This window comes from Paraburkholderia caledonica (genome assembly GCF_000383275.1).
GTDB lineage: Bacteria > Pseudomonadota > Gammaproteobacteria > Burkholderiales > Burkholderiaceae > Paraburkholderia > Paraburkholderia caledonica.
The window spans coordinates 601,867-623,209 of sequence record NZ_KB911034.1; the positions used below are offsets into that span (position 1 = coordinate 601,867).

17 protein-coding genes and 1 tRNA gene are annotated in these 21,343 nt (G+C 62.5%); 10 read left to right on the plus strand and 8 right to left on the minus strand.

Features of this window, described 5'->3' with window-relative positions; translation table 11 throughout:
- Positions 1 to 23: 23 nt before the first annotated feature.
- Complete coding sequence (locus tag H281_RS0102750; protein ID WP_020065559.1) at positions 24 to 569, plus strand: FKBP-type peptidyl-prolyl cis-trans isomerase; 546 nt, start codon at positions 24 to 26, stop codon at positions 567 to 569.
- Here the strand turns inward: H281_RS0102750 and H281_RS0102755 are convergent.
- The 4 genes from H281_RS0102755 to H281_RS0102770 form a co-directional block, all read right to left on the minus strand.
- Complete coding sequence (locus H281_RS0102755) at positions 549 to 1,964, minus strand: hypothetical protein (RefSeq protein WP_027804238.1); 1,416 nt, start codon at positions 1,962 to 1,964, stop codon at positions 549 to 551. The two genes, H281_RS0102750 and H281_RS0102755, sit on opposite strands and share 21 nt — an antisense overlap.
- On the minus strand, positions 1,951 to 4,635 hold the full coding sequence (gene mutS / locus H281_RS0102760; RefSeq protein WP_020065561.1) for a DNA mismatch repair protein MutS: 2,685 nt from the start codon (positions 4,633 to 4,635) through the stop codon (positions 1,951 to 1,953). The genes H281_RS0102755 and mutS overlap by 14 nt, the downstream gene beginning before the upstream one ends.
- 236 nt (positions 4,636 to 4,871) lie before the next feature.
- On the minus strand, positions 4,872 to 6,170 hold the full coding sequence (lplT, locus tag H281_RS0102765; RefSeq protein ID WP_027804239.1) for a lysophospholipid transporter LplT: 1,299 nt from the start codon (positions 6,168 to 6,170) through the stop codon (positions 4,872 to 4,874).
- Between the two features lie 325 nt (positions 6,171 to 6,495).
- Complete coding sequence (locus H281_RS0102770) at positions 6,496 to 7,299, minus strand: inositol monophosphatase family protein (protein ID WP_020065563.1); 804 nt, start codon at positions 7,297 to 7,299, stop codon at positions 6,496 to 6,498.
- Between the two features lie 439 nt (positions 7,300 to 7,738).
- Here H281_RS0102770 and H281_RS0102780 point away from each other — a divergent pair, with 439 nt between their 5' ends.
- Positions 7,739 to 8,578 carry an RNA methyltransferase gene (locus H281_RS0102780; protein WP_027804240.1) on the plus strand — a complete coding sequence of 280 codons (840 nt, stop codon included), beginning with the start codon at positions 7,739 to 7,741 and terminating at the stop codon, positions 8,576 to 8,578.
- Between the two features lie 211 nt (positions 8,579 to 8,789).
- Positions 8,790 to 9,746: a serine O-acetyltransferase gene (gene cysE, locus H281_RS0102785; protein WP_020065566.1), complete on the plus strand. Its 957-nt coding sequence runs from the start codon at positions 8,790 to 8,792 to the stop codon at positions 9,744 to 9,746.
- A 69-nt stretch (positions 9,747 to 9,815) separates the two neighbouring features.
- On the opposite strand, the gene H281_RS0102790 is transcribed toward cysE, so the two are convergent.
- The 4 genes from H281_RS0102790 to H281_RS0102805 all read right to left on the minus strand — a co-directional run bounded on the left by H281_RS0102790 (position 9,816) and on the right by H281_RS0102805 (position 12,790).
- Positions 9,816 to 10,613, minus strand: a complete 798-nt coding sequence (locus H281_RS0102790; protein WP_020065567.1) for a UDP-2,3-diacylglucosamine diphosphatase — start codon at positions 10,611 to 10,613, stop codon at positions 9,816 to 9,818.
- A 52-nt stretch (positions 10,614 to 10,665) separates the two neighbouring features.
- On the minus strand, positions 10,666 to 11,160 hold the full coding sequence (locus H281_RS0102795) for a peptidylprolyl isomerase (protein ID WP_020065568.1): 495 nt from the start codon (positions 11,158 to 11,160) through the stop codon (positions 10,666 to 10,668).
- 183 nt (positions 11,161 to 11,343) lie between these two features.
- Complete coding sequence (locus H281_RS0102800; RefSeq protein WP_027804241.1) at positions 11,344 to 11,928, minus strand: peptidylprolyl isomerase; 585 nt, start codon at positions 11,926 to 11,928, stop codon at positions 11,344 to 11,346.
- Positions 11,929 to 11,977: 49 nt separating this feature from the next.
- On the minus strand, positions 11,978 to 12,790 hold the full coding sequence (locus H281_RS0102805) for a tetratricopeptide repeat protein (protein WP_020065570.1): 813 nt from the start codon (positions 12,788 to 12,790) through the stop codon (positions 11,978 to 11,980).
- Positions 12,791 to 13,132: 342 nt separating this feature from the next.
- Here H281_RS0102805 and cysS point away from each other — a divergent pair, with 342 nt between their 5' ends.
- The 7 genes from cysS to H281_RS0102840 all read left to right on the plus strand — a co-directional run bounded on the left by cysS (position 13,133) and on the right by H281_RS0102840 (position 21,248).
- On the plus strand, positions 13,133 to 14,530 hold the full coding sequence (gene cysS / locus H281_RS0102810; protein ID WP_020065571.1) for a cysteine--tRNA ligase: 1,398 nt from the start codon (positions 13,133 to 13,135) through the stop codon (positions 14,528 to 14,530).
- A gap of 47 nt (positions 14,531 to 14,577) precedes the next feature.
- On the plus strand, positions 14,578 to 15,657 hold the full coding sequence (locus tag H281_RS0102815) for a DNA-3-methyladenine glycosylase family protein (RefSeq protein ID WP_020065572.1): 1,080 nt from the start codon (positions 14,578 to 14,580) through the stop codon (positions 15,655 to 15,657).
- Positions 15,658 to 15,780: 123 nt separating this feature from the next.
- Positions 15,781 to 16,752, plus strand: a complete 972-nt coding sequence (locus H281_RS0102820) for an acetyl-CoA carboxylase carboxyltransferase subunit alpha (protein WP_020065573.1) — start codon at positions 15,781 to 15,783, stop codon at positions 16,750 to 16,752.
- 59 nt (positions 16,753 to 16,811) lie between these two features.
- On the plus strand, positions 16,812 to 18,260 hold the full coding sequence (tilS, locus tag H281_RS0102825) for a tRNA lysidine(34) synthetase TilS (protein ID WP_020065574.1): 1,449 nt from the start codon (positions 16,812 to 16,814) through the stop codon (positions 18,258 to 18,260).
- Positions 18,261 to 18,668: 408 nt separating this feature from the next.
- Positions 18,669 to 19,919, plus strand: coding sequence for an aspartate kinase (locus H281_RS0102830; protein ID WP_020065575.1), 1,251 nt, complete (start codon positions 18,669 to 18,671; stop codon positions 19,917 to 19,919).
- A 189-nt stretch (positions 19,920 to 20,108) separates the two neighbouring features.
- A tRNA-Ser gene (locus H281_RS0102835) sits at positions 20,109 to 20,202 on the plus strand.
- 416 nt (positions 20,203 to 20,618) lie between these two features.
- Complete coding sequence (locus H281_RS0102840; protein ID WP_020065576.1) at positions 20,619 to 21,248, plus strand: class I SAM-dependent methyltransferase; 630 nt, start codon at positions 20,619 to 20,621, stop codon at positions 21,246 to 21,248.
- The last annotated feature ends 95 nt before the right edge of the window (positions 21,249 to 21,343 follow it).

Sequence of the window (21,343 nt, forward strand, 5' to 3'; positions counted from 1 at the left end):
TGAGTTGTATTCTGGAGAATCGAATGAAAATCGCAAAGAACACCGTCGTGTCGGTCGCCTACAAGCTGTCGGATGCGCAGGGCAATCTGATTGAAGAGAGCGACGAGCCGATGGTCTATCTGCACGGCGGCTATGATGGCACGTTCCCCAAGATCGAGGAAGAGCTCGACGGCCACGAGGCCGGCTTCGAGACCCAGATCCAGCTCGAGCCGCAAGATGCATTCGGTGAGTACGATCCGGACCTCGTGAAGATCGAGCCGCGTAATCGCTTTCCGGAACCGCTCGAGGTCGGCATGCAGTTCGAAGGCACGCCGGAAGAGGGCGACGAAGACCTCGACTCGCTTGTCTACGTCGTGACCGACGTCGCGGAAGACAAAGTCGTGCTCGACGGCAACCATCCGCTAGCCGGCATGGCGCTGCGTTTTGCGTTGACGGTCAAAGACGTGCGTCCGGCGACCGAAGATGAAATCCAGCATGAACACGCGCATGGCGCCGACGGCCTCGAAGTTCTCGACGAAGACGACGAGGCAGACGACGAAGGCGGCAAGTCAGGGCCCACGCTGCACTGAGCTTGCGGGCGCACCGGGAGTGCCGGGGGTGCCTGAAGCACCCGGCGCCCCCATAGCCCCCGGCATGCGTGGCTGCGCGGACGGCACCGTTTGCGCAGGCGGAACCGACGTAGCGGGTCCATATCCGCCGCTGCCTTGGTCGGCTGGAATGCGCGGCAACTGGTCGAGTTGCTGAAAGTCCGGTTGCGGCTGGCCGGGCGTTTGAATCAGCGGCGGCAAGTCCGAGGCCGGTCCAAGCGACGGCACGGCCGGCATCGAGGCGGCGGGCTCGTCCCGCAGCAACGGAGGCTGCGCCGTGGGCATCGGCATTTGCCGCGGTACGTCGCGCACAGTCACGCGAAACGGCGGCTTTCTTCCCAAGTCCGCTTCTATCTGAATCCACTGGTTGAGGCGATCATGCGGCGCAAGCGCGACACGCGTGAGGTTCGTCACCAGGTTCCCCTTGTCGTTGCGTAGCGGCTGATCGATCACGAAGCCCGCGCTTGCGCGTTCGTCGTCGGTGTGGATGACGAGCACCGGGCCGGGATAGATCTGCGCGAGCTTCACGAGGCTGCGCTTGAACTCCAGAAATCCGTCGCGGCGCGGATTGTGCCCGAAGCGCAGCCAGGCGAAACGCTCGGGCCGTTCATAGCGCTCGGGATCGGGATCGCCCTGAATGAACACGACTATCGCGCGCGCGTCGCGTCGCTTCGCAAATTCGCCGGCATGTTCGAGCCAGAACGCATTGGCGATTACCCGGTCCTCGAACTCGCCGTTGCGACCGCCGGCGGTCAGATAATGATTGTTCGGACTCGGCGCATTGAGCCCGACGAACACGGTGTCTCCTGCTTGCCAGCGCACGTTTTCCCGATACGGACGAAAGCGCGATACCTCGCTCTCTCGCGTCAATGCAATCGGGTTCTGACCCATCGAATTCGCGTCGCTAAAGAGCGTCTGGCGAAGCTGGTCGAGCCGTTCGACCGGATCGAAACCGCCTGCCTGCGCGCTCGCGCAATCGATCCAGTCATGCTGACCCGGAATGAAAAATAGCGCGGGCCGCGATGTTTCCAGCACTGCATGCCGGCGTTCATACAGCGCATCGCGGCAGGCTTCTTTCGGACCCTTCAGATTGCCGTCGTACACGATGAACGACAGGCCGCGCTCCCGACCGATTGCATCGATTAGCCGCTGGGTCGGCGCTTCGTCGGCGGGACTCTGCATGGTGTTCGCGATGACCGCGAAACTGTAGCTGGGCGCTGCCGCATAGGCCGCCGATGCGGGCAACAATAAACCAAGGACAGACGCCCAAACGGCGGCGAACCGCCGGCCGCACGCTCGCGTGAAGGCCGTGGCCAATTCCGCGCCGGGTCGGCGCGGACGTTGCGCAAGACAGCCGCGTGCGTCAGTGATCGGCATCCGGCGCTGCGGCCAGCTCGTGCAGTTCATACAGCAGATCGAGCGCTTCTCGTGGCCGCAGATCGTTCGGGTCGATGCCGCGCAGACGCTCGACGAGCGCTGTCATTGCAGGCGATTGCGAAGGCGCTTCGCTGCCAGCACGTTCGTCGTCCGCATCTTCGAGCAACATTGGCAACGGCGCGGCGAACAGATCGAGTTGCGGAGTGGGCTGCGCCGCCGACTGCTGTTCCAGGTGCGCGAGATGTTTGCGCGCCGCGCGAATCACCGCGTTCGGCACGCCGGCGAGCTGCGCGACCTGCAAGCCGTAGCTCTGGTTCGCCGGACCTTCGTTGACGGCGTGCAGGAACACGATGCCGTGTCCGTGCTCGACCGCCGACAGGTGCACGTTGGCCGCTTGCGGAAATTCGGCGGGCAGCTGCGTCAGCTCGAAATAATGTGTCGCGAAAAGCGTATGGCAGCCGTTGTGCGAAAGCAGATGCCGTGCGATGGCCCATGCGAGCGCGAGACCGTCGAAGGTAGACGTGCCGCGGCCGATCTCATCCATCAACACGAGGCTTTGCGGCGTCGCGTCGTTCAGGATCGCGGCGGCTTCGGTCATTTCCACCATGAACGTCGAACGTCCGCCGGCGAGATCGTCCGCTGCGCCGATGCGCGTGAAAATGCGATCGATTGGGCCGAACGCCGCGCGCCGCGCGGGCACGTAGCTGCCCACATACGCGAGCAACGCGATCAGCGCCGTCTGACGCATGAAGGTCGATTTACCGCCCATGTTGGGGCCGGTGATCAGCAGCAGCTTGCGCTCGGGCGTAAGCGTGCAGTCGTTCGCGATGAATTGCTCGACCTGCGCTTCGACAACCGGATGACGCCCCTGTTCGATTTCGATGCCTGCGTTCGGCGAGAAGCTCGGCGCAACCCAGTCGAGTGCGCGGGCACGTTCGGCAAACGCGGTCAGCAAATCGAGTTCCGCGAGTGCAGAGGCGACGCGCTGGCAATCCGGAATGAACGGCAGCAGCGTCTGCAACAGCGCGTCGTAAAGCGAACGCTCGCGGGCGAGTGCCCGTTCCTGCGCGGAGAGCGCCTTGTCTTCGAACGTTTTCAGTTCCGGCGTGATGTAGCGCTCGGCGTTCTTTAGCGTCTGACGGCGGCGATAGTCGTCCGGCACCTTGTCGGTCTGGCCGCGCGTGACCTCGATATAGAAGCCGTGCACTTTGTTGTATTCGACGCGCAGATTGCCGATGCCAGTGCGCGCGCGTTCACGCGTTTCGAGATCGATCAGGAACTGCCCGCAGTTCTCCGAAATATCCCTGAGCTCGTCGAGCTCCGCATCGTATCCGCGCGCGATGACACCGCCGTCTCGCACCATGGCGGCCGGCTCCGGTGCGATAGCGCGCGTGAGCAACTCGACGCAAGCTTGCGGCGGTTCGAGCGACGCGTCGATGCGAGCGAGCGAATCCGCATTCGATGAAACAGCCGCCACCTTTGCGCGAAGCTCGGGCAGCGCGGCGAAGGTATCGCGCAAGCTCGACAGATCGCGGGGCCGCGCGCAAAACAGCGCAAGACGGCCGGTGATTCGCTCGATGTCCGAGATATGTCGCAGTGCGCTGCGCAGCGAGTCGACGTCCGCACCTGCGGGCGCCTCCAGCAACGCGCCGATAGCCTGCTGACGCGACTGCGCGACGAGCGGGTCGCGCGGCGGATGATGCAGCCAGTGCCGCAGCAAGCGGCTGCCCATGGTCGTGCAGCACGTGTCGAGCAATGAGCACAGCGTGGGCGACTCGGTGCCGCGCAGCGTCTGAGTAATTTCCAGGTTGCGCCGCGTGGCGGGGTCGAGGCCGATATATTCGGACTCGTATTCGACCTTCAGGCTGCGCACGTGCCGCAGTTGCTGACCTTGCGTGGCCGCCGCGTACAGCAGCAACGCGCCGGCCGCGCCGCATGCGCAAGTGAGTGAATGCGCGCCAAAACCGTCGAGGCCCGCTACTTCGAGTTGATCGCACAGACGTTGCGTGCCTGAGGCGACATCGAAATGCCATGCGGGCACGCGAGTCAGTGCGCGCGCGCCGGTGGGCGGTGTCCAGCTCGCGGAATCCGCAGCGGTGTCGGCAACCAGAATTTCCGCAGGGCCGATCCGTTCGAGCGCCGCTGCCACCTGATCAGGTGCGACTTCCGCGAGCCGCAATGCGCCGCTCGCGAGATTCAGCCATGCGAGGCCGACGCCCGTCGCGACGCCGCGACGGTTGTGCGCGACGCACATGGCGAGCAGAAAGACGTCGCTTTTGTCCGACAGCAGCGCGGCGTCCGTTAGCGTGCCCGGCGTGACGACGCGCACTACCTTGCGTTCGACTGGACCTTTAGACGTGGCCGGGTCGCCGATCTGCTCACAAATAGCGACGGATTCGCCGAGCTTTACCAGCTTCGCCAGATACTGTTCGACCGCGTGATGCGGCACGCCCGCCATCTTGATCGGATTGCCTGCCGACGCGCCGCGCTGCGTGAGCGTGAGATCGAGCAGACGTGCGGCTTTTTCCGCGTCTTCGAAAAAGAGTTCGTAGAAGTCGCCCATCCGGTAGAACACCAGCGTGCCCGGATGCTCCGCCTTGATGCGCAGATACTGCTGCATCATTGGCGTGTGTTGTGCGACGTCGCTGGCCGCTGCGGTTTGAGTGCCCATCCTCGGTATCTTTTTGCGTTAGCTGTTCAGGGCGTGAGTTTAACCCGGCGACGCGGCGAGCGGACCCTGGCCGGATGGCCAACCCACGCTGTCAAGCGGATTGCTCGGGCCGCGAGCACAGGCAAGCATATTCCGGGCAACTAGGCACACACCGGCACACCCAAGCACACCCTGGCGCAGCAAACTCGCGCACACGTCCCGCGATGTGCACGGATAACTTCCCGCTCGTGCAGACGTCACTCTTCGAGCAGCGCGCGCATATCGGCGGTGCGTTCGTTCGCCGCGCTGCGCCGTTTCGCGAGCCACATCATGAACGTGATGAACGCGCCGAACACGACGATGATCCATTGCGCGGGCATCTTCGCGGTGAGCAGCAGCGCGTACGCGCCGAGCATCAGCAGCACGGCCAGGTTCTGATTGAAGTTCTGCACCGCGATCGAATGGCCGGCAGACAGCAGCGTCGCGCCGCGATGCTGAAGGATCGCGTTCATCGGCACGATGAAAAAGCCGGACAGCGCGCCGAGCAGGATCATCAGCGGATAGGCGAGCAGGATATAGGCCGGTGCGACATATGATCCGATGTGGACGCCGGCGTCCGCGGGGAACAGGTTCTTGTTGTAGAACGCCATTGCAATCGCCACCGCGCCGGTGACGATGCCGACCGGCAGCACCTTGAGCGAACGGCGCAGCGGAATCAGCGCGGCCGCCGCTGCCGCGCCGACGGCAATGCCCAGACCGGTGACGCCCTGCATGACGGCCGCTTTCGAGAGTGACAAGCCGAGGTTCACATTGGCCCATTTCAGCACGAGCAATTGCAGCGTCACGGCTCCGCCCCACATGAGCGTCGTTACCCATAACGCGATCTGTGCGAGTTTGTCGGCCCACAGCACGTTGAAGCAATGATAGAAGTCGCCGACGAGCTTCGTCGGTTCTGACAGGCGGTTCGGATAACGGGCGCCGGTGTCGGGAATGAACACGTTGATGCCCGCGGCGATCGCGTAGGTGAGCATCACGGCGAACATCGCAAGATCGGCCGATGAGCGGATCAGCGGCAGATGAGCGTGTGCAACGAATTTATCGGCAAATGTGCTGATGAGCGCACCACCCACCATCGTACCGACGATCGTCGACAGCACGGTCGCCGATTCCAGCCATGCGTTTGCCTTGACGAGTTTTTCGGCCGGCAGCAGCTCGGTGAGAATGCCGTACTTCGCAGGCGAATAGGCGGCCGCGCCGAAGCCGACCACGCCATAGGCGATCATCGGATGCACGCCCACGATCATCATCAGACAGCCGCTCGCCTTCAGCGCGTTCGAGATGAACATCACGTGGCGCTTTTGCATGGAGTCCGCGAACGCGCCGACGAAGGGCGCGAGCAGCACGTACGAGACGGTGAAAAAAATCTGCAGCAACGGCGTGACCCACGCGGCCGACCGGATCACCGACAACAATGCGATGGCGGCGATCAGCAGAGCATTGTCCGCCAGCGACGAAATGAACTGCGCCGCGATAATTGTGTAGAAGCCTTTTTTCATGAAGCGGATGGGAAGCTGCGCGCTAGCCTTAGGCGCAGAGAAAGGCGCAAACGAGGCGCGCATGCGGGCGCAGCGTGGAACGCGAAATGCAGCCGGCGAGAGAGGTGCGCCGGCGCGGCTTCCCGCTTTGTAGCACGAACGCTCGCACGATGCAGGCGCGCCAACGAAAAAGCGGCCGAAGCCGCTTGTCGTGATTCTGCTCGCTGCGATTCCTGACTCGCTCGATTCTCTCCTTGCATTGACGCAGATTGAAAGGACCGGGCGAGCCGGTTGCAGTTCTCTGTATGTCGGGAAACTGACTACGACCGAGCCTCGCTACGCGCTGTTAAGCCGCTTGCTGGCGCGTGCGGCTGTAGCGCGACAGGATTGGCACCATCTGCGCGTAGATCTTCGGATTGCCGGCGACAATTTCGCCAACGTGCAGGAACTCGGAGTCGCCGGTGTAATTGCCCACCAGGCCGCCGGCTTCCGTAATCAGCAGGCTGCCCGCGGCGACGTCCCACGGGTTCAGGCCTTGCTCGAAGAAGCCGTCCATGCGGCCCGCGGCGACGTTTGCGAGATCGAGCGCGGCCGCGCCCGGACGGCGCAAGCCCGCGCACGCTTGCGTCATTTCCGCGAACTGGCGGCCATACGCTTCGAGGCCGTCGGTTTCGCGGAACGGAAAGCCGGTGCCGATCAGGCCGTCGGCCAACCGGTCACGCTTGGCGACGCGAATGCGGCGGTCGTTCAGGAACGCGCCGCGGCCACGCGAAGCTGTGAAGAGGTCGTTGCGGGTCGGATCGTAGACCACGGCCTGCGTCACGATGCCTTTGTGAGCCAGCGCGATCGACACGCAGTAGTACGGGAAGCCGTGAATGAAGTTGGTGGTGCCGTCGAGCGGATCGATGATCCACTGGTACTCGGACTCGTTGTCCGACTTGCCGGATTCTTCGGCGAGGATCGCGTGATCGGGATAGGCGGTCTTCAGCGTGTCGATGATTGCAGCTTCAGACGCTTTGTCGATCTCCGTGACGAAATCGTTGTGCTGTTTCTTGCTGACCTGAATCAGATCGAGGTCGAGCGATGCGCGGTTGATGATCTGAGCTGCGCGGCGCGCGGCCTTGACAGCGATATTGAGCATGGGATGCATGGATTGATCCTTGTGCCGGGGCAGCACGGCTGCTTGCCGGTGAATGGCGCTACGCGCACACTAATTGGCGCCCTCGATGAGGCGCAGAAACAGCACGGAATGCTCGCCCGGCACGTGACCGGTACGCATTCCGCCAACGGAGACGAATTGAATAAGAACGAAGCGCCCGGTTTTGCTCATTGCATGCACTGACTGTGCCGGACGCGAATCGCGATATTTTACCTCAGTCCGCAGGTCGCGGCAGCGTTCGAGGCGGGCAGGGCCGTCGTGCGCATTTCAATGGGCGAGCGGCGTGGGACGTGACAAGCGATGCGACGTGCCATATGACGGGCAACGCGGCGCGTGCCATCACGTGCTATCGCGTGCAACATCGCAGGTATTTCGGTGTATCCCTGCGTTGGCGCTACCATACGCGTTCTTTCGCTAGCAGAATTTCACCGTGGACCACACCCACCATTCCTCCGATCCCGCCGTGGCCGACTTGCGCGGCGGCTTCACCTCCACGCGTTTCGTGCTCGTCGAGCCGAGCCATCCGGGCAACGTCGGCGCCGCCGCTCGGGCGCTCAAAACCATGGGTTTTTCGCGGCTCGTCCTGGTCTCGCCCCGTGTGCCGAATGTGCAGAGCGATCCCGAAGCCATCGCAATGGCAAGCGGCGCCGACGACGTGCTCGCCACGGCCCATGTCGTGCCGACGCTTGCCGATGCACTCTCCGGGGTGCATTGGTCGATCGCGCTGACCGCGCGGCAACGCGAATACGGTCCTCCACAATGGACGCCCCGCGCAGCCGCAAGTCTCGCGCGCGACGAGGCGTTGCACGGCGAGATCGCGCTCGTGTTCGGCAACGAGCGCACTGGCTTATCGAATGAAGACGTCGAGCGATGCAGCGCGCTTGCCCACATTCCCGCCAATCCCGCCTACAGTTCGCTCAACCTCGCACAAGCGGTGCAGGTGTTGGCGTACGAGTTGCGCATGATCTATCTGACGAGCGGCGCCGACACAACCGCGCCTGCCATGCGTGCGCCGCAAACGTCGGCCGCATCTGCCGAGCCGGCAGGCGCGCGTGCTGCGAGCAATGAAATTGAAAGCATGTTTGCGCACCTCGAAAGCGCGCTCGTCGCAATCGAGTTTCTCGACCCCGCGAATCCGAAGAAGCTGATGTCGCGCTTGCGGCGGCTCTTTGCGCGCTCGGGCCTTGAGCGGGAGGAAGTCAATATCGTGCGAGGCATCGCCAAACACATCCTCCTGAAGACGGGCCACAAGGACGGTGGCTCGCAGTAGCGCGGCGCGCCAGCTGTACGAGCGGCAGGTTGGCGGCGCTCGACTAACACGACGACCTTTTGCGCTACATGGACTTCCGGCAGGTTTTCGGGAACCGTCCTACAATCCTCCAGACGTTCTAAGCAAAGCTGCCGCGCTGCTATGCGGCGCTCCTGCACGCGCAATGCGGTTAGCGCATGCGGTCTCTATCCCACACAACACAGTCCCTGCCATGTTCACGAGACTTCGCGAAGACATTGCCACGATCCGCGAGCGCGATCCCGCTGCCCGCAGTGCCTGGGAGGTGCTCACGTGTTATCCGGGCTTGCACGCGCTGGTGCTTCACAGGCTTGCGCACGCATGCTGGCAGGCGCGGCGCCGCTGGCTCGCGCGTTTCGTCTCGCAGATGGCGCGCTTCATGACCGGCATCGAAATTCATCCGGGGGCGACGGTCGGGCGTCGTGTGTTCATCGATCACGGCATGGGCGTGGTGATCGGCGAGACCGCACAGATCGGCGACGATTGCACGATCTACCAAGGCGTGACGCTCGGCGGCACATCGCTCACGCGCGGCGCAAAACGGCATCCCACGCTTGAGCGCGGCGTGATCGTAGGTGCGGGCGCGAAGGTTCTCGGCGGTTTTACGATTGGCGCGGACGCGAAGATCGGGTCGAATGCAGTGGTGACCAAGCCCGTGCCGGCTGGCGGCACCGCTGTGGGCAATCCGGCGAGAGTCATCGTGCCGGCGGCGGCTTCAACTGCTGCCGCGGCGGCAGCGGCTTCGGTTGTCGCAAAAGCGGCCGCCAGTGCGGGGGGCAACGGGGTTGATAGTGTGGCTGTGAATGCGCCTATCGACGGCGTCGCGAGTGCGGCTCTCGACCCTGCAACGAACGCACCCGCTTCCGCGAATGACAGAACGCGTGAGAGCGGCAAGCTCGCTGTCGAGCGCAATGGCTTCTGCGCATACGGGATCACGCCGAATGCCGACGATCCCGTGTCGCTTGCCATTCATGGGCTCATCGATCATGCGGCCACGCAAGCGAAACGCATCGACGAAATCGTCATGGCGCTCGAGCATCTCGGCACCAGTCTCGAAGGACTGCAAGGCGCCGACGCAGCACTGCTGGATTTGCGGCGCCTGTCCGCGGCCATTGCGGGCAAGCTGGATGGAGCAGTGGTGGGGCGTTGATCCGACCGGTGACGGATCAGTAGTGACGCCGCTGTGCGCAATGCGCGGCGGCCTTACTTTGCATCGAGCTCAATCGAGCGGCAACGCGCGAATTCCCTCGGCGTCGATACGCAGATAGCCGCCGCGCCGTTCGCCATGATCCAGATCCCAGTCCGGCAGTACCCAGCGTATTCCGCCGGGCTCGCGATGACGAGCAGGGCGGTGCGTATGCCCGTGAATCATCGTTGCCGCTTTCGACCATTTGAATAACGACGCGACGCCTTTCGGCGTCACGTCGTATTTCAGCGAGACAGGCCGCGAGCGGCCATGCTCGCTTTTCGAGCGAATGTTTTCCGCGAGTGCCTGACGCCACGAAAACGGCGACGCGAGAAACAGCATCTGCGCGAGACGATTGCGCGCGAAGCCACGGAAGATCTGATAACCGCGATCGGCGGTGCACAGGCGATCGCCGTGCGCGAGCGCGATGCGCGTGCCGAATGCGGTGATCACGAACGGATCGGGTAGCCAGATTGCGCCAGCCGCTCTCATGAAGCGCTTGCCGAGCAGAAAATCGCGATTGCCATGCATGATGTAAAGCGCAATACCGCGCTCGGTCAGCGTGTGCAAAAGAGCGGCCATGCGCGCGACGAACGGCTCGACGAGCATGTCGTCGCCGATCCAGTATTCGAACAGATCGCCGAGAATGAAAACGGAATCCGCCTGGTCGGCTGTGACCCGAATGAAGTGTTCGAACGCGGCGACCGTGCGCGGAATCGCCTCGCTCAAATGAATGTCGGAGAGAAACAAAAACGGGCGTGCGGCGTGCGGGCGTTTGCCCTCGCCAGGCACGCCCGCGGCGACGCTTCGCAGCGGCGTTTCTTGCAGCATTGAAGGTGCCTGAGTCTGGTCTTTATAGTGTGAGCGCGCCTGCGACCGGCAATCAGTCGACGATCACGGCCTTTTCGATCACGACGTCGTCAACCGGCACGTCCTGATGAAAACCCTTCGAACCCGTCTTGACCTTCTTGATCTTCTCGACGATGTCCATGCCTTCGACCACCTTGCCGAACACGGCATAGCCCCAGCCTTGCGGTGTGGGCGACGAGTGGTTCAGGAAGTCGTTGTCGTTCACGTTAATGAAGAATTGCGCGGTTGCCGAATGCGGGTCGTTGGTGCGAGCCATCGCGACGGAACCGTTCACGTTCTTCAGACCGTTGTTCGCCTCGTTGTTGATCGGCTCGGCCGTCGGCTTCTGCTTCATGCCGGGTTCGAAGCCGCCGCCCTGAATCATGAAGCCGTCGATCACGCGGTGGAACACCGTGTTGTCATAGTGGCCGGCCTTCACATAGTTAAGGAAGTTCTCAACCGACTTCGGCGCTTTCTCGGCGTCCAGTTCGAGTTTGATGACGCCGTGGTTCGTATGCAGTTCAACCATGATGGAATCCTTTGATGAACAGGGTGGGTGAAAGAGGCGCGGTGAGCCGCCGTGTGCATTCATGCGCTTGGGTGCGTTTTGCGTGCGCTTCATGCATTCGACTGCGGGCCGCGCCGGGGCGTGATCTGACGCTTGCGTGAGCGTACCGTGTTCCGTTAGTGCTGTTGTACTGTCGTTGTACTGCTATTTGCTGCTGACGACGCTAGCCGATTCGATTACCACCGGCTTCTGGGGTACGTCGCCCATTGGGCCGCGCGTGGTGGTCGGCGTGCCTTCGATCTTCTTCACGACGTCCATGCCGCTCGTGACCTTGCCGAACACTGCGTAGCCGTTGCCATCCGGATTCGGGTAGTCGAGGCCGGCGTTGTCCACCGTGTTGATGAAGAACTGCGCAGTGGCGGAATTCGGATCGCTGGTGCGCGCCATGGCCAGTGTGCCTGCCATGTTCTTCAGACCGTTGCGGCTTTCAAGCGGAATCGGCGCGCGCGTGGGCTTTTCAGCGAAGCTTTGCGTATAACCGCCGCCCTGAATCATGAAGCCGCGAATGACACGATGAAAGATCGTACCGCTGTACTGACCGGACTTCACATAGTCGAGAAAGTTAGCGACTGTCTTGGGCGCTTTCTCAGGATACAACTCGACGCGAATATCGCCTTCCGACGTCTTGAGGAGGACGGACGGATGCGCGGCTTGCGAACCGGACTGCGCAGACGCCGGTGCGTTTGCGATCAGGGCGGCGCTGCCGAGCGCCAACATCAACCATTTCATGAAGATCCTCAGGGTTGGAAAAAAACGTATGGCCGCGAAGGTGGCGGCTTCATTGCGAGGGCGCCATGTAAGGCGGCATGGCGAGCGAGCCGTTTGCGCCGCCGTACTGGAAGCTCGGCGTTTGCGTCATGTTCGCGGTGGCCCGTTCCGTGTAGTTCTCTTGCACTGCAGCGGCTCGCTTGGTCGACTTGCCCGTTTTGGGCGGCGACACGATCTTCTGGATGTCGGCGAGGCGCTGCGTGGTCGTGGCGCTTGCCTTGCCGAGGCTCTGCGCGCGCCGGTACGCTTCGTTGGCCATGCGCAGGTAGAGGTCGCCCAGGTTCTCATAAGCGAGGCCGTAACCAGGGTTCACCTTGGTCGCGGTTTCGAGCGCCGCGCGTGCTTCCACATAACGGCCGTGCTTCGCGTACAGCGCGGCGAGATTGTTATACGGCTCGGGCAACTCGGGATACAGCTGCGTGAGCTCGGTGAAGGCTGTGATCGCTTCTTCGTCGCGATTCAGATGCGCGAGCACCGTGGCGCGTTTGAACTTGGCCTGCGCGTCGCGCGGGTTCGTGGCGATGCGCGCGTCAAGCTGCGTCAGCGAGGCTTGCCAGTCTTTCTGTGCGATGGATGCGTCGATTTCCGGCGTGTTGTCGCGCACTGCGGGACCTTGCGACACGGTCGGCGTTTTCTGCGCGAAGGCAGCGGCGCCCGGCACGATGCCAAGGGCGACAGCCACGGTAAAGCGCAGCGTGACGGCGCGTGCGAGGCTGCGTGCAACGTCACGCGCAATGCCGCGGCGGGCGCTGCCCACGGGGCTCTCGAAGGCCGTCGCGGCAAGGGTCGCAGCGCTGCGCGCGCGGCCGCTGGAAGGTTTCATAGGCTCGGGTCTGGATGTTATACTCCGAGCCATTCTAACAAAAGGTCTGCGCGTTCCGTCGAACCGCCGGCTGTCTTTTCGCCACTCGTGGTCGTCTCCGCCTTGATAGCAGTCTGACCGCCGCACCAGGTGCACCGGTTTGCTGCTGTGCGTGTTTTAACAGTCGGGCGACAGCCGGACATAGCCAGACTCAGTCGGGTAATAGTCAAGCAACAGTCAAGCAACAGCCCGGCTTGGAGTCAGGTAATAGTCAGGCAACAGTTCGTCCTGGCCGTCTTGTGTTTGCGGGACGGCACGCACGAAACACATTGCGGATTTCTTTCGGCCCACGCACCGTTCTCTATGGAATCACTGCGCATCTACAACACGCTCGCGCGTGACAAGCAAACTTTCGTGCCCCTGCAAGCAGGCGTCGTGCGGATGTACGTCTGCGGGATGACCGTGTACGACTATTGTCACATCGGTCATGCGCGCGTGATGGTCGTATTCGACATCGTGCAGCGGTGGTTGCGCACGCTCGGCTACAACGTAACGTACGTGCGCAATATCACGGACATCGACGACAAGATCATTCGCCGCGCCGTCGAAAACGGCGAGACGATCAAGTCGCTGACCGACCGCTTCATCCATGCATTGCATGAAGACGCGGACGCGCTCGGCATCGAGCGGCCCGACATCGAGCCACGCGCCACCGACTTCATTCCTCAGATGCTCGGCATGATCGAGAAGCTCGAAGCGAACGGCTACGCGTATCAGGCGAGCGACGGCGACGTGAATTATGCGGTGCGCAAGTTTGCGGGCTACGGCAAGCTTTCCGGCAAGTCGCTGGAAGATTTGCGCGCGGGCGAGCGCGTTGCCGCAAACGACGCGAAAGAAGATCCGCTCGACTTCGTGTTGTGGAAGCAGTCGAAGGCCGGCGAACCCGCCGACACCGGCTGGGATTCGAAGTATGGCCGTGGCCGACCCGGTTGGCATATCGAATGCTCGGCTATGGGTTGCACGTTGCTTGGCGAGCGCTTCGACATTCATGGCGGCGGGCAGGACTTGCAGTTTCCGCACCACGAAAACGAAATCGCGCAAAGCGAAGCGGCTACCGGTCAGACCTTCGTGAATTACTGGATGCACAACGGCTACGTGCAGATCGACAATGAGAAGATGTCGAAGTCGTTGAATAATTTCTTTACGATTCGCGAAGTATTGGCGCAGTACGATGCCGAAGTCGTGCGTTTTTTCATCGCACGCGCGCATTACCGCTCGCCGTTGAATTACAGCGACGTGCATATCGACGACGCCCGCAACGCCCTCGGCCGTTTGTACACCGCGCTCAAGGACGTCACGCCGGACGGCGCCGCGCTCGACTGGAACGAAATGCATGCCCAACGTTTCCAGGCAGCAATGAATGACGACTTCAACACGCCGGTTGCAGTGTCGGTGTTGTTCGAGTTGGCAACTGAAGTAAATCGCACGCGCGACCCCGCGCTGGCCCGTCAATTGCGCTCGCTCGGCGCGGTGCTCGGGTTGCTCGGGCGCGAGCCGCGTGCGTACCTGCAGCAGGCAGCGGGCGCCGCGGTACAGGGCGCGCTGGAACCCGCCGCGATCGAAGCGAAGATCGCCGAGCGCGTGGCCGCCAAGCAGGCGAAAGACTATGCGGCAGCAGACCGGATCCGGGCCGAATTGCTCGAGGCCGGCGTTGCACTTGAAGACAAACCCGGCGGGTTGACCGAGTGGCGGCGCGTGTGAGCGCACCTCGTACTTCCCTCTGAACGACTCGCCAGGCAGGAGGCAGGATGGCAACGGCCACGAAGACGCCGGCTAAACGAGCCACGTCTCAAACAAACGCAGCAGCCGCACCGAAGTCGACTCGAACGTCGGCTCGCACGGCAAGCAGCGCGGTGAAAGCGGCATCGTCGAAAGGCGCGGGGGCGGCGGCGAAAACCGCGGCCGGTGCGTCGAAAAAGACCGCGGTCAAGCGTGCGCTCAACGGCACGTCCGCGCACGCGCCGGTTGCGAAACGCGGTAAAGCATCGTCCGGCAGAACGTCGCGCTCGAATAGCGGCAGCAGCAACGGCGCGTTGCCCGCAGAACTTGCAGGCGACGTGCAGGAAATCGCGCGCGTCGCGAAGGCGCAAGAGGGTGAGGGTGGCGAGATCGTGCGCAAGACGCGTGCGTCGTCCGCTGCGGGCGGCGAAGCGGCGAGCGCAAGCGAAGTTGCGGTGCCGGTGCAGATCGGCGGCCTCGCGCCCGAAGTGACGCGTCCCGACTACTGGGACAAGGCGTGCGCCGATCTCGTCAAGCGCGACCGCATTTTGAAGAAGCTGATTCCGAAGTTCGGTCCGGTGCATCTTCTGAGTCGGGGCGACCCGTTCGTCACGCTCGCGCGCTCGGTCGTCGGTCAGCAGATTTCGGTGGCGTCCGCCCAGGCCGTATGGGCGAAAGTCGCGGCCGCATGTCCGAAGCTCGTGCCGCAGCAGTTCATCAAGCTGGGGCAGGAAAAGCTGACCGCCTGCGGCTTGTCGAGACGCAAGGCGGAGTACGTGCTCGATCTCGCGCAGCACTTCGTTTCCGGTGCGCTGCACGTCGGCAAGTGGAGGTCGATGGAAGACGAGGCGGTGATCGCCGAACTCACGCAGATTCGCGGCATCGGCCGCTGGACCGCGGAGATGTTCCTGATCTTCAACCTGTCGCGCCCGGACGTGCTGCCGCTCGACGACCTCGGGCTGATTCGCGCGATCAGCGTCAATTATTTTAGCGGCGAGCCCGTCACGCGCAGTGAAGCGCGCGAGGTCGCAGCGAACTGGGAGCCGTGGCGCACCGTCGCCACCTGGTACATGTGGCGTAGTCTTGACCCATTGCCGGTCGACTACTGAAACAATAGAAGCGATGCCGCTTTGCAGCTATCAATTGTTGGATTTTGATAGTTGCGAAGTGGTTTAGACATCGGCGAGCGCGGTTAGAATACGCGCTGCCGGTAAGTCCAAGGATTAAAACCAATGAAGACCACCTTTCTGGATTTCGAACAGCCGATCGCTGAACTCGAAGCAAAGATCGAAGAATTGCGCTTCGTGCAGGACGATTCGGCCGTCGATATTTCGGAAGAGATCGAGCGGCTGTCCAAGAAGAGTCAGCAGCTCACCAAAGATCTGTACGCGAACCTCACGCCGTGGCAGGTTTCGCAAATCGCCCGACATCCGCAACGCCCGTACACATTCGACTACGTGAACGAGCTCTTCACCGATTTCCACGAACTGCACGGCGACCGCCACTATGCGGACGACCTGTCGATCGTGGGCGGCCTCGCGCGTTTCAACGGCCAGGCCTGCATGGTGATCGGTCATCAGAAGGGTCGCGACACGAAAGAGCGCGCGCTGCGCAACTTCGGCATGCCGCGTCCTGAAGGCTATCGCAAGGCCGAGCGTCTGATGCGTCTTGCCGAAAAATTCAGCCTGCCGATCTTCACCTTCATTGATACGCCGGGCGCTTATCCTGGCATCGGTGCCGAGGAACGCGGGCAGTCGGAAGCCATCGGCCGCAACCTGTATGTGATGGCAGAACTGAAAACGCCGCTGATCGCAACGATCATTGGCGAAGGCGGTTCGGGCGGCGCACTTGCTATCGCGGTCGGCGACAGCGTGCTGATGCTGCAATTCTCGACCTATTCGGTGATCTCGCCGGAAGGCTGCGCGTCGATTCTGTGGAAGAGCGCGGCGAAAGCGCCGGAAGCAGCGGAAGCGCTCGGCCTCACCGCGCATCGTCTGAAAGCGCTCGGCCTGATCGACAAGATCGTCAACGAGCCGCTCGGCGGCGCGCATCGCGACCCGAAGGGAATGGCTGCCATGCTGCGCCGTGCGCTTGCCGATTCGCTGCGCCAGTTCCAGGGCATGAGCATCAACGACCTGCGTCAACGCCGTTTCGAACGCCTGATGTCATACGGCAAGTTCAAGGAGACGACGCCGGGCGCCTAAGCCCGTGCGTTCTCTCTTCGTCCATCGGCGCATGACGCTTTAATACTGCGCTGAACGACGTGACTTCTCCCGCCGAATCGCCCGCTGATCGCCTCGTTCTCGAGGCGATCAGCGTTGCGCTTTCCACTTTGCCTTCTCATGCCCGGATTGCGGTCGCGTTCAGCGGCGGCGTCGATTCGAGCGTGCTGCTCGATGCAGCCGTGCGTGTTGCGGGCGCGTCGCGTTGCGTGGCCCTCCATGTGCATCACGGCTTGAGTGCTAACGCCGATGCGTGGCTTGCGCATTGCGATGCCTTCGCGCACGAACGCGGCGTCGAGTTCGCGGCGCGGCGCGTCGAGGTGTCGCGCGATGCAGGTGTCAGCGTGGAGGCCGCCGCGCGCGAGGCCCGCTATCGCGCGCTAGACGCGCTTTGCGCAGAGCATGACGTTCATTCGCTATGGCTCGCGCAGCACGCGGACGATCAGGCTGAAACCGTGCTGCTGCAACTGCTGCGCGGCGCCGGCCTCGCAGGTCTGGCGGCCATGGCGCGGGAGTCTTCGCCTTCGGGTTCAGCGGCGGTGCGCGTGCGGCCTTTGCTTCATCTGCTGCGTGCGCAACTCGAACAGTACGCGAGCGCACGCCATCTGCGCTGGATCGACGACGAATCGAACGCGGACACGCGCTATGCACGCAACGCGCTGCGCCACCACGTCACGCCTGCGTTGGCCGTGCACTTTCCCGGTTTCCGCGATGCGCTCGCCCGCACCGCGTCGCACGCCGCTGCAGCGCAACGCTTGCTCGACGAACTGGCGCGTATCGACCTCGACATCGTCTCGCGCGACGACGGCCGTGCGCTCTCTCACGACGCGCTCATCGCGCTCGACGACGACCGCGCGCTCAACCTGATGCGTTACTGGATGCGCTCGCAGGGCTTCGTCGCCGCATCGAGCGCGCGTCTTGGCGACGCGCTGCGTCAACTGCGTGAAGTAGGCGCGGGCGGCGACGGGCACCGCTTGCGTATCGACCACGCAGGGCACGCGTTGCGCAGCTATCGAGGACTCGTGTACTGGGAAGCCGGCGATAGCGGCGACCCCGCCGACGAGTCTGCGCTTGTCGAACGCGAGGTTAGCGAACTTGCCTGGCACGGCGAAGCGACGTGGCGTTTGCCACAGTGGCGCGGCACGTTCGTGTTCGAAGCGGTAGAGGCGACTTCATCGGCTACCACTGCTTTATCCGATGCGATTCCCGTTAATGTCTTACAGCGTGAGTTGCTCAGCGCGCGTGCGCGCAGCGGCGGCGAACGCATGCGCACGAGCGATGCGCCCGGCGCGCCCAGTCGGACGCTCAAAAACCTGTTCCAGGAACGCGGCATTCCCGCATGGAAGCGTGAAGTGCCGCTGCTTTATATCGGCGAAGAACTGCTCTTCGTGCCGTTGCTCGGCGTGAATCGCGCCGCGTTGCCGTCAACAGTGCCGCCCGACGAGCCCTGCGTAACGATCGTCTGGCGCGAGGATCTGCTGATCGCCTGACCGGCCGGTCGGTCGCACGATTATCAACTTTGAGTCTTCAAATAGGGCGCGAGTACCGGTTCGAACGAGCCGACGAAAAAAGGTGCCGAGGTGCGTGCTGCATGCGTTTGCCGGCGGCGTTGCAGGCCTCGCCGCGGGCTGTGCGGCTTGTCTTTTTGCGTACGATCGGGTACGTTAACTTGTTTGCCCGACCCGCTTTTGCCGTCGCTTTTGTCGGTTTTCCGATCGTGATCCGAATTTCCGGTAAGCCATTAGCGATCAATCACGGGCAAATCCGCGCGTGCTGCACGCGCGCTGCATTTACGCCGCCACACACTTTGCCGCCGTTCACGAGACGTTGCGCCCCTGTGCTTTTGTGCGGTCGTCGCGAGCGCGCCAGCGCGGTTTCTCCTCCAGTTCAGAACGACAATGGCACTCATCGTACATAAATACGGCGGCACTTCGATGGGCTCGGTCGAGCGCATCAAGAACGTCGCCAAGCGCGTCGCGAAATGGCATAAGGCCGGTCACAAGATGGTAGTCGTGCCGTCGGCAATGTCCGGCGAAACGAACCGTCTGCTCGGCCTCGCGAAAGAGATCACGACCCAGCCCAGCCCGCGCGAACTCGACATGATCGCCGCCACGGGTGAGCAGGTCAGTTCGGGTCTGCTCGCCATCGCGTTGCAGGAAGCCGGCGTCGACGCGGTCAGTTACGCCGGCTGGCAAGTGCCGGTCAGGACAGACAGTGCGTTCACTAAAGCGCGCATCAGCGAGATCGACGGCGAACGCGTTCTGCGCGATCTCGACGCGGGCAAGGTGGTGGTGATCACGGGCTTCCAGGGTATCGATCCCGACGGCAACATCACCACGCTCGGCCGCGGCGGTTCCGACACCTCGGCGGTCGCGGTTGCGGCTGCGTTGAAGGCGGACGAGTGCCTGATTTATACGGACGTCGACGGCGTGTACACGACCGACCCGCGCGTGGTTGAAGAGGCGCGCCGCCTCGACCGCGTGACGTTCGAAGAAATGCTGGAAATGGCAAGCCTGGGTTCCAAGGTGTTGCAGATCCGCTCGGTGGAATTCGCCGGCAAATATCAGGTCAAGACGCGCGTGCTGTCGAGCCTGACCGATCCGCTCATCCCGCTCGACGCTGAAATGAAGTCGGGCACCCTGATTACTTTTGAAGAAGACGAGACCATGGAAAAAGCAGTCATCTCGGGTATCGCGTTTCAGCGCGACGAAGCTCGCATCGCCGTGATGGGTGTGCCCGACAAGCCGGGCATTGCGTATCAGATTCTCGGCCCGGTGGCGGACGCGAACATCGACGTCGACATGATCATCCAGAACCAGAGCGTCGAAGGCAAAACGGCTTTCACGTTCACGGTGGGCCGCGGCGATTATCAGCGCGCCATGGACATTCTCACGAACCAGGTGAAGGGTCACGTTCAGGCCGAGCAGGTGTTGGGCGATCCGAAGGTGTCGAAGGTCTCGGTGGTGGGCGTGGGTATGCGTTCGCACGTGGGCATCGCGAGCACGATGTTCCGTACGCTGTCGGAAGAGGGCATCAATATCCAGATGATCTCTACGTCCGAAATCAAGATATCGGTGCTGATCGACGAGAAGTATATGGAGCTCGCGGTGCGCGCGCTGCATAAGGCGTTCGAACTGGATCAGGCGTAATTCGACGCAAACGGCGGGGCGTACAGAAGCGCTACGGTCGTTGATGTCTGTTTGCGCGGCTGCGCGAACAAAATGGCAATTCAATGACGAGATTGGCACAAAAAGCGTTCGTCAGACATTGACCTTGGCTGTTCGGCCCGCTATTATCTTGGCTTCGTCGCGCTGACTCCCTGCGCGACCGAAAGTTTGGGAGACGTGGCCGAGAGGTCGAAGGCACTCCCCTGCTAAGGGAGCATCTGGGCCAAAACCTGGATCGAGGGTTCGAATCCCTCCGTCTCCGCCAGTGATGGTGGCGAAACCCCGTAAGTCGGAAGACTTACGGGGTTTTTGTTTTGTCGGTCGCATAGTGCGCGGCTTATCGCATGAGATGCGCCCGTATGCGTTGTCCCAACGTTTCGCAAGCTCGTGCATGCCACGCCAGCGAGAAGAGCGCAAAATTAGCACCCACGGGTGCCTGCTTTCCAGGTGTGAAGGTCCGCATCACTCGCCAGCGTATGGTCGGAGAAATCGCCCGACACAGTGGCGCGGACATAGCAGCCGGTGTAACGCCCGGCCGCCCGTGGCACGTTGCCAGCCCCACGTCATATAACCGCGCGAATACGGCGCCCAAAAGCCGCTTTTGGCTAGATGCGCCTGCTTGGATCCAGCACAAAGGCAAGGCCGACGATCCGGCAAACCCGTCGAAACAAGGCACTGTCAATGCTCGTCAAGGTCAGTGGCACTGAAGGCTATGCGCAGGAAGCGGAAAGTCTTATCCGGCGATGGCAGAGCATCTCGTTCGCCGATCAGCACTCTCAGGTTGTACATCTGTTGCCGGACGCCCCGTCGCGCGTCCTCGACATTGGTGCGGGGATCGGAACGGATGCGGCTGCGCTAGCGGCGATGGGGCACACGGTGGTAGCCGTCGAACCAGTCGGCGAACTGCGCACTACAGCCATCAATTTGCATCGGTCATCGCGCATCGAATGGATTGACGACAGTCTTCCCCATCTGCGCATTATTACTTCGATGAACGAAACGTTTGACGTGGTAATGCTGACCGCGGTGTGGATGCATCTCGATTATGAACAGCGGTGCCGCGCTATGCCCAACGTAAGTTCTCTTCTGCGAGACGATGGCGTGTTGATCATGTCGCTGCGTCATGGGCCCGTTCCACGCGGGCGACGCATGTTCGACGTGGCGCCAGAAGAAACCATCGAGCTTGCACGCGTTGCGGGTTTGCAAGCCGTGCTTTGTGTTGCCACTCCGTCGATCCAACCGACAAACCGCAATAGCGGAGTGACATGGACGCGACTCGCCTTCAGGAAATGCGTCACGCCTACGAAATAGATGTGTGAGAGGCTTTTCTCCCATACACCACGACCGCGCAGTTCAGCGTGCTCAGCGAAGTCGCCGCATTGCAGGCCAATCGCAAAGCGCCGGGT

Coding starts and splice junctions, on each gene's coding strand:
- H281_RS0102805 (WP_020065570.1), bottom strand. CDS start 12,790: ATGAAACCTTCCAGCGGCCGCGCGCGCAGCGCTGCGACCCTTGCCGCG.
- H281_RS0102750 (WP_020065559.1), top strand. CDS start 24: ATGAAAATCGCAAAGAACACCGTCGTGTCGGTCGCCTACAAGCTGTCG.
- H281_RS0102800 (WP_027804241.1), bottom strand. CDS start 11,928: ATGAAATGGTTGATGTTGGCGCTCGGCAGCGCCGCCCTGATCGCAAAC.
- H281_RS0102755 (WP_027804238.1), bottom strand. CDS start 1,964: ATGCCGATCACTGACGCACGCGGCTGTCTTGCGCAACGTCCGCGCCGA.
- H281_RS0102820 (WP_020065573.1), top strand. CDS start 15,781: ATGAAGACCACCTTTCTGGATTTCGAACAGCCGATCGCTGAACTCGAA.
- H281_RS0102840 (WP_020065576.1), top strand. CDS start 20,619: ATGCTCGTCAAGGTCAGTGGCACTGAAGGCTATGCGCAGGAAGCGGAA.
- H281_RS0102815 (WP_020065572.1), top strand. CDS start 14,578: ATGGCAACGGCCACGAAGACGCCGGCTAAACGAGCCACGTCTCAAACA.
- H281_RS0102795 (WP_020065568.1), bottom strand. CDS start 11,160: ATGGTTGAACTGCATACGAACCACGGCGTCATCAAACTCGAACTGGAC.
- lplT (WP_027804239.1), bottom strand. CDS start 6,170: ATGAAAAAAGGCTTCTACACAATTATCGCGGCGCAGTTCATTTCGTCG.
- mutS (WP_020065561.1), bottom strand. CDS start 4,635: ATGGGCACTCAAACCGCAGCGGCCAGCGACGTCGCACAACACACGCCA.
- cysE (WP_020065566.1), top strand. CDS start 8,790: ATGTTCACGAGACTTCGCGAAGACATTGCCACGATCCGCGAGCGCGAT.
- H281_RS0102790 (WP_020065567.1), bottom strand. CDS start 10,613: ATGCTGCAAGAAACGCCGCTGCGAAGCGTCGCCGCGGGCGTGCCTGGC.
- cysS (WP_020065571.1), top strand. CDS start 13,133: ATGGAATCACTGCGCATCTACAACACGCTCGCGCGTGACAAGCAAACT.
- H281_RS0102830 (WP_020065575.1), top strand. CDS start 18,669: ATGGCACTCATCGTACATAAATACGGCGGCACTTCGATGGGCTCGGTC.
- H281_RS0102770 (WP_020065563.1), bottom strand. CDS start 7,299: ATGCATCCCATGCTCAATATCGCTGTCAAGGCCGCGCGCCGCGCAGCT.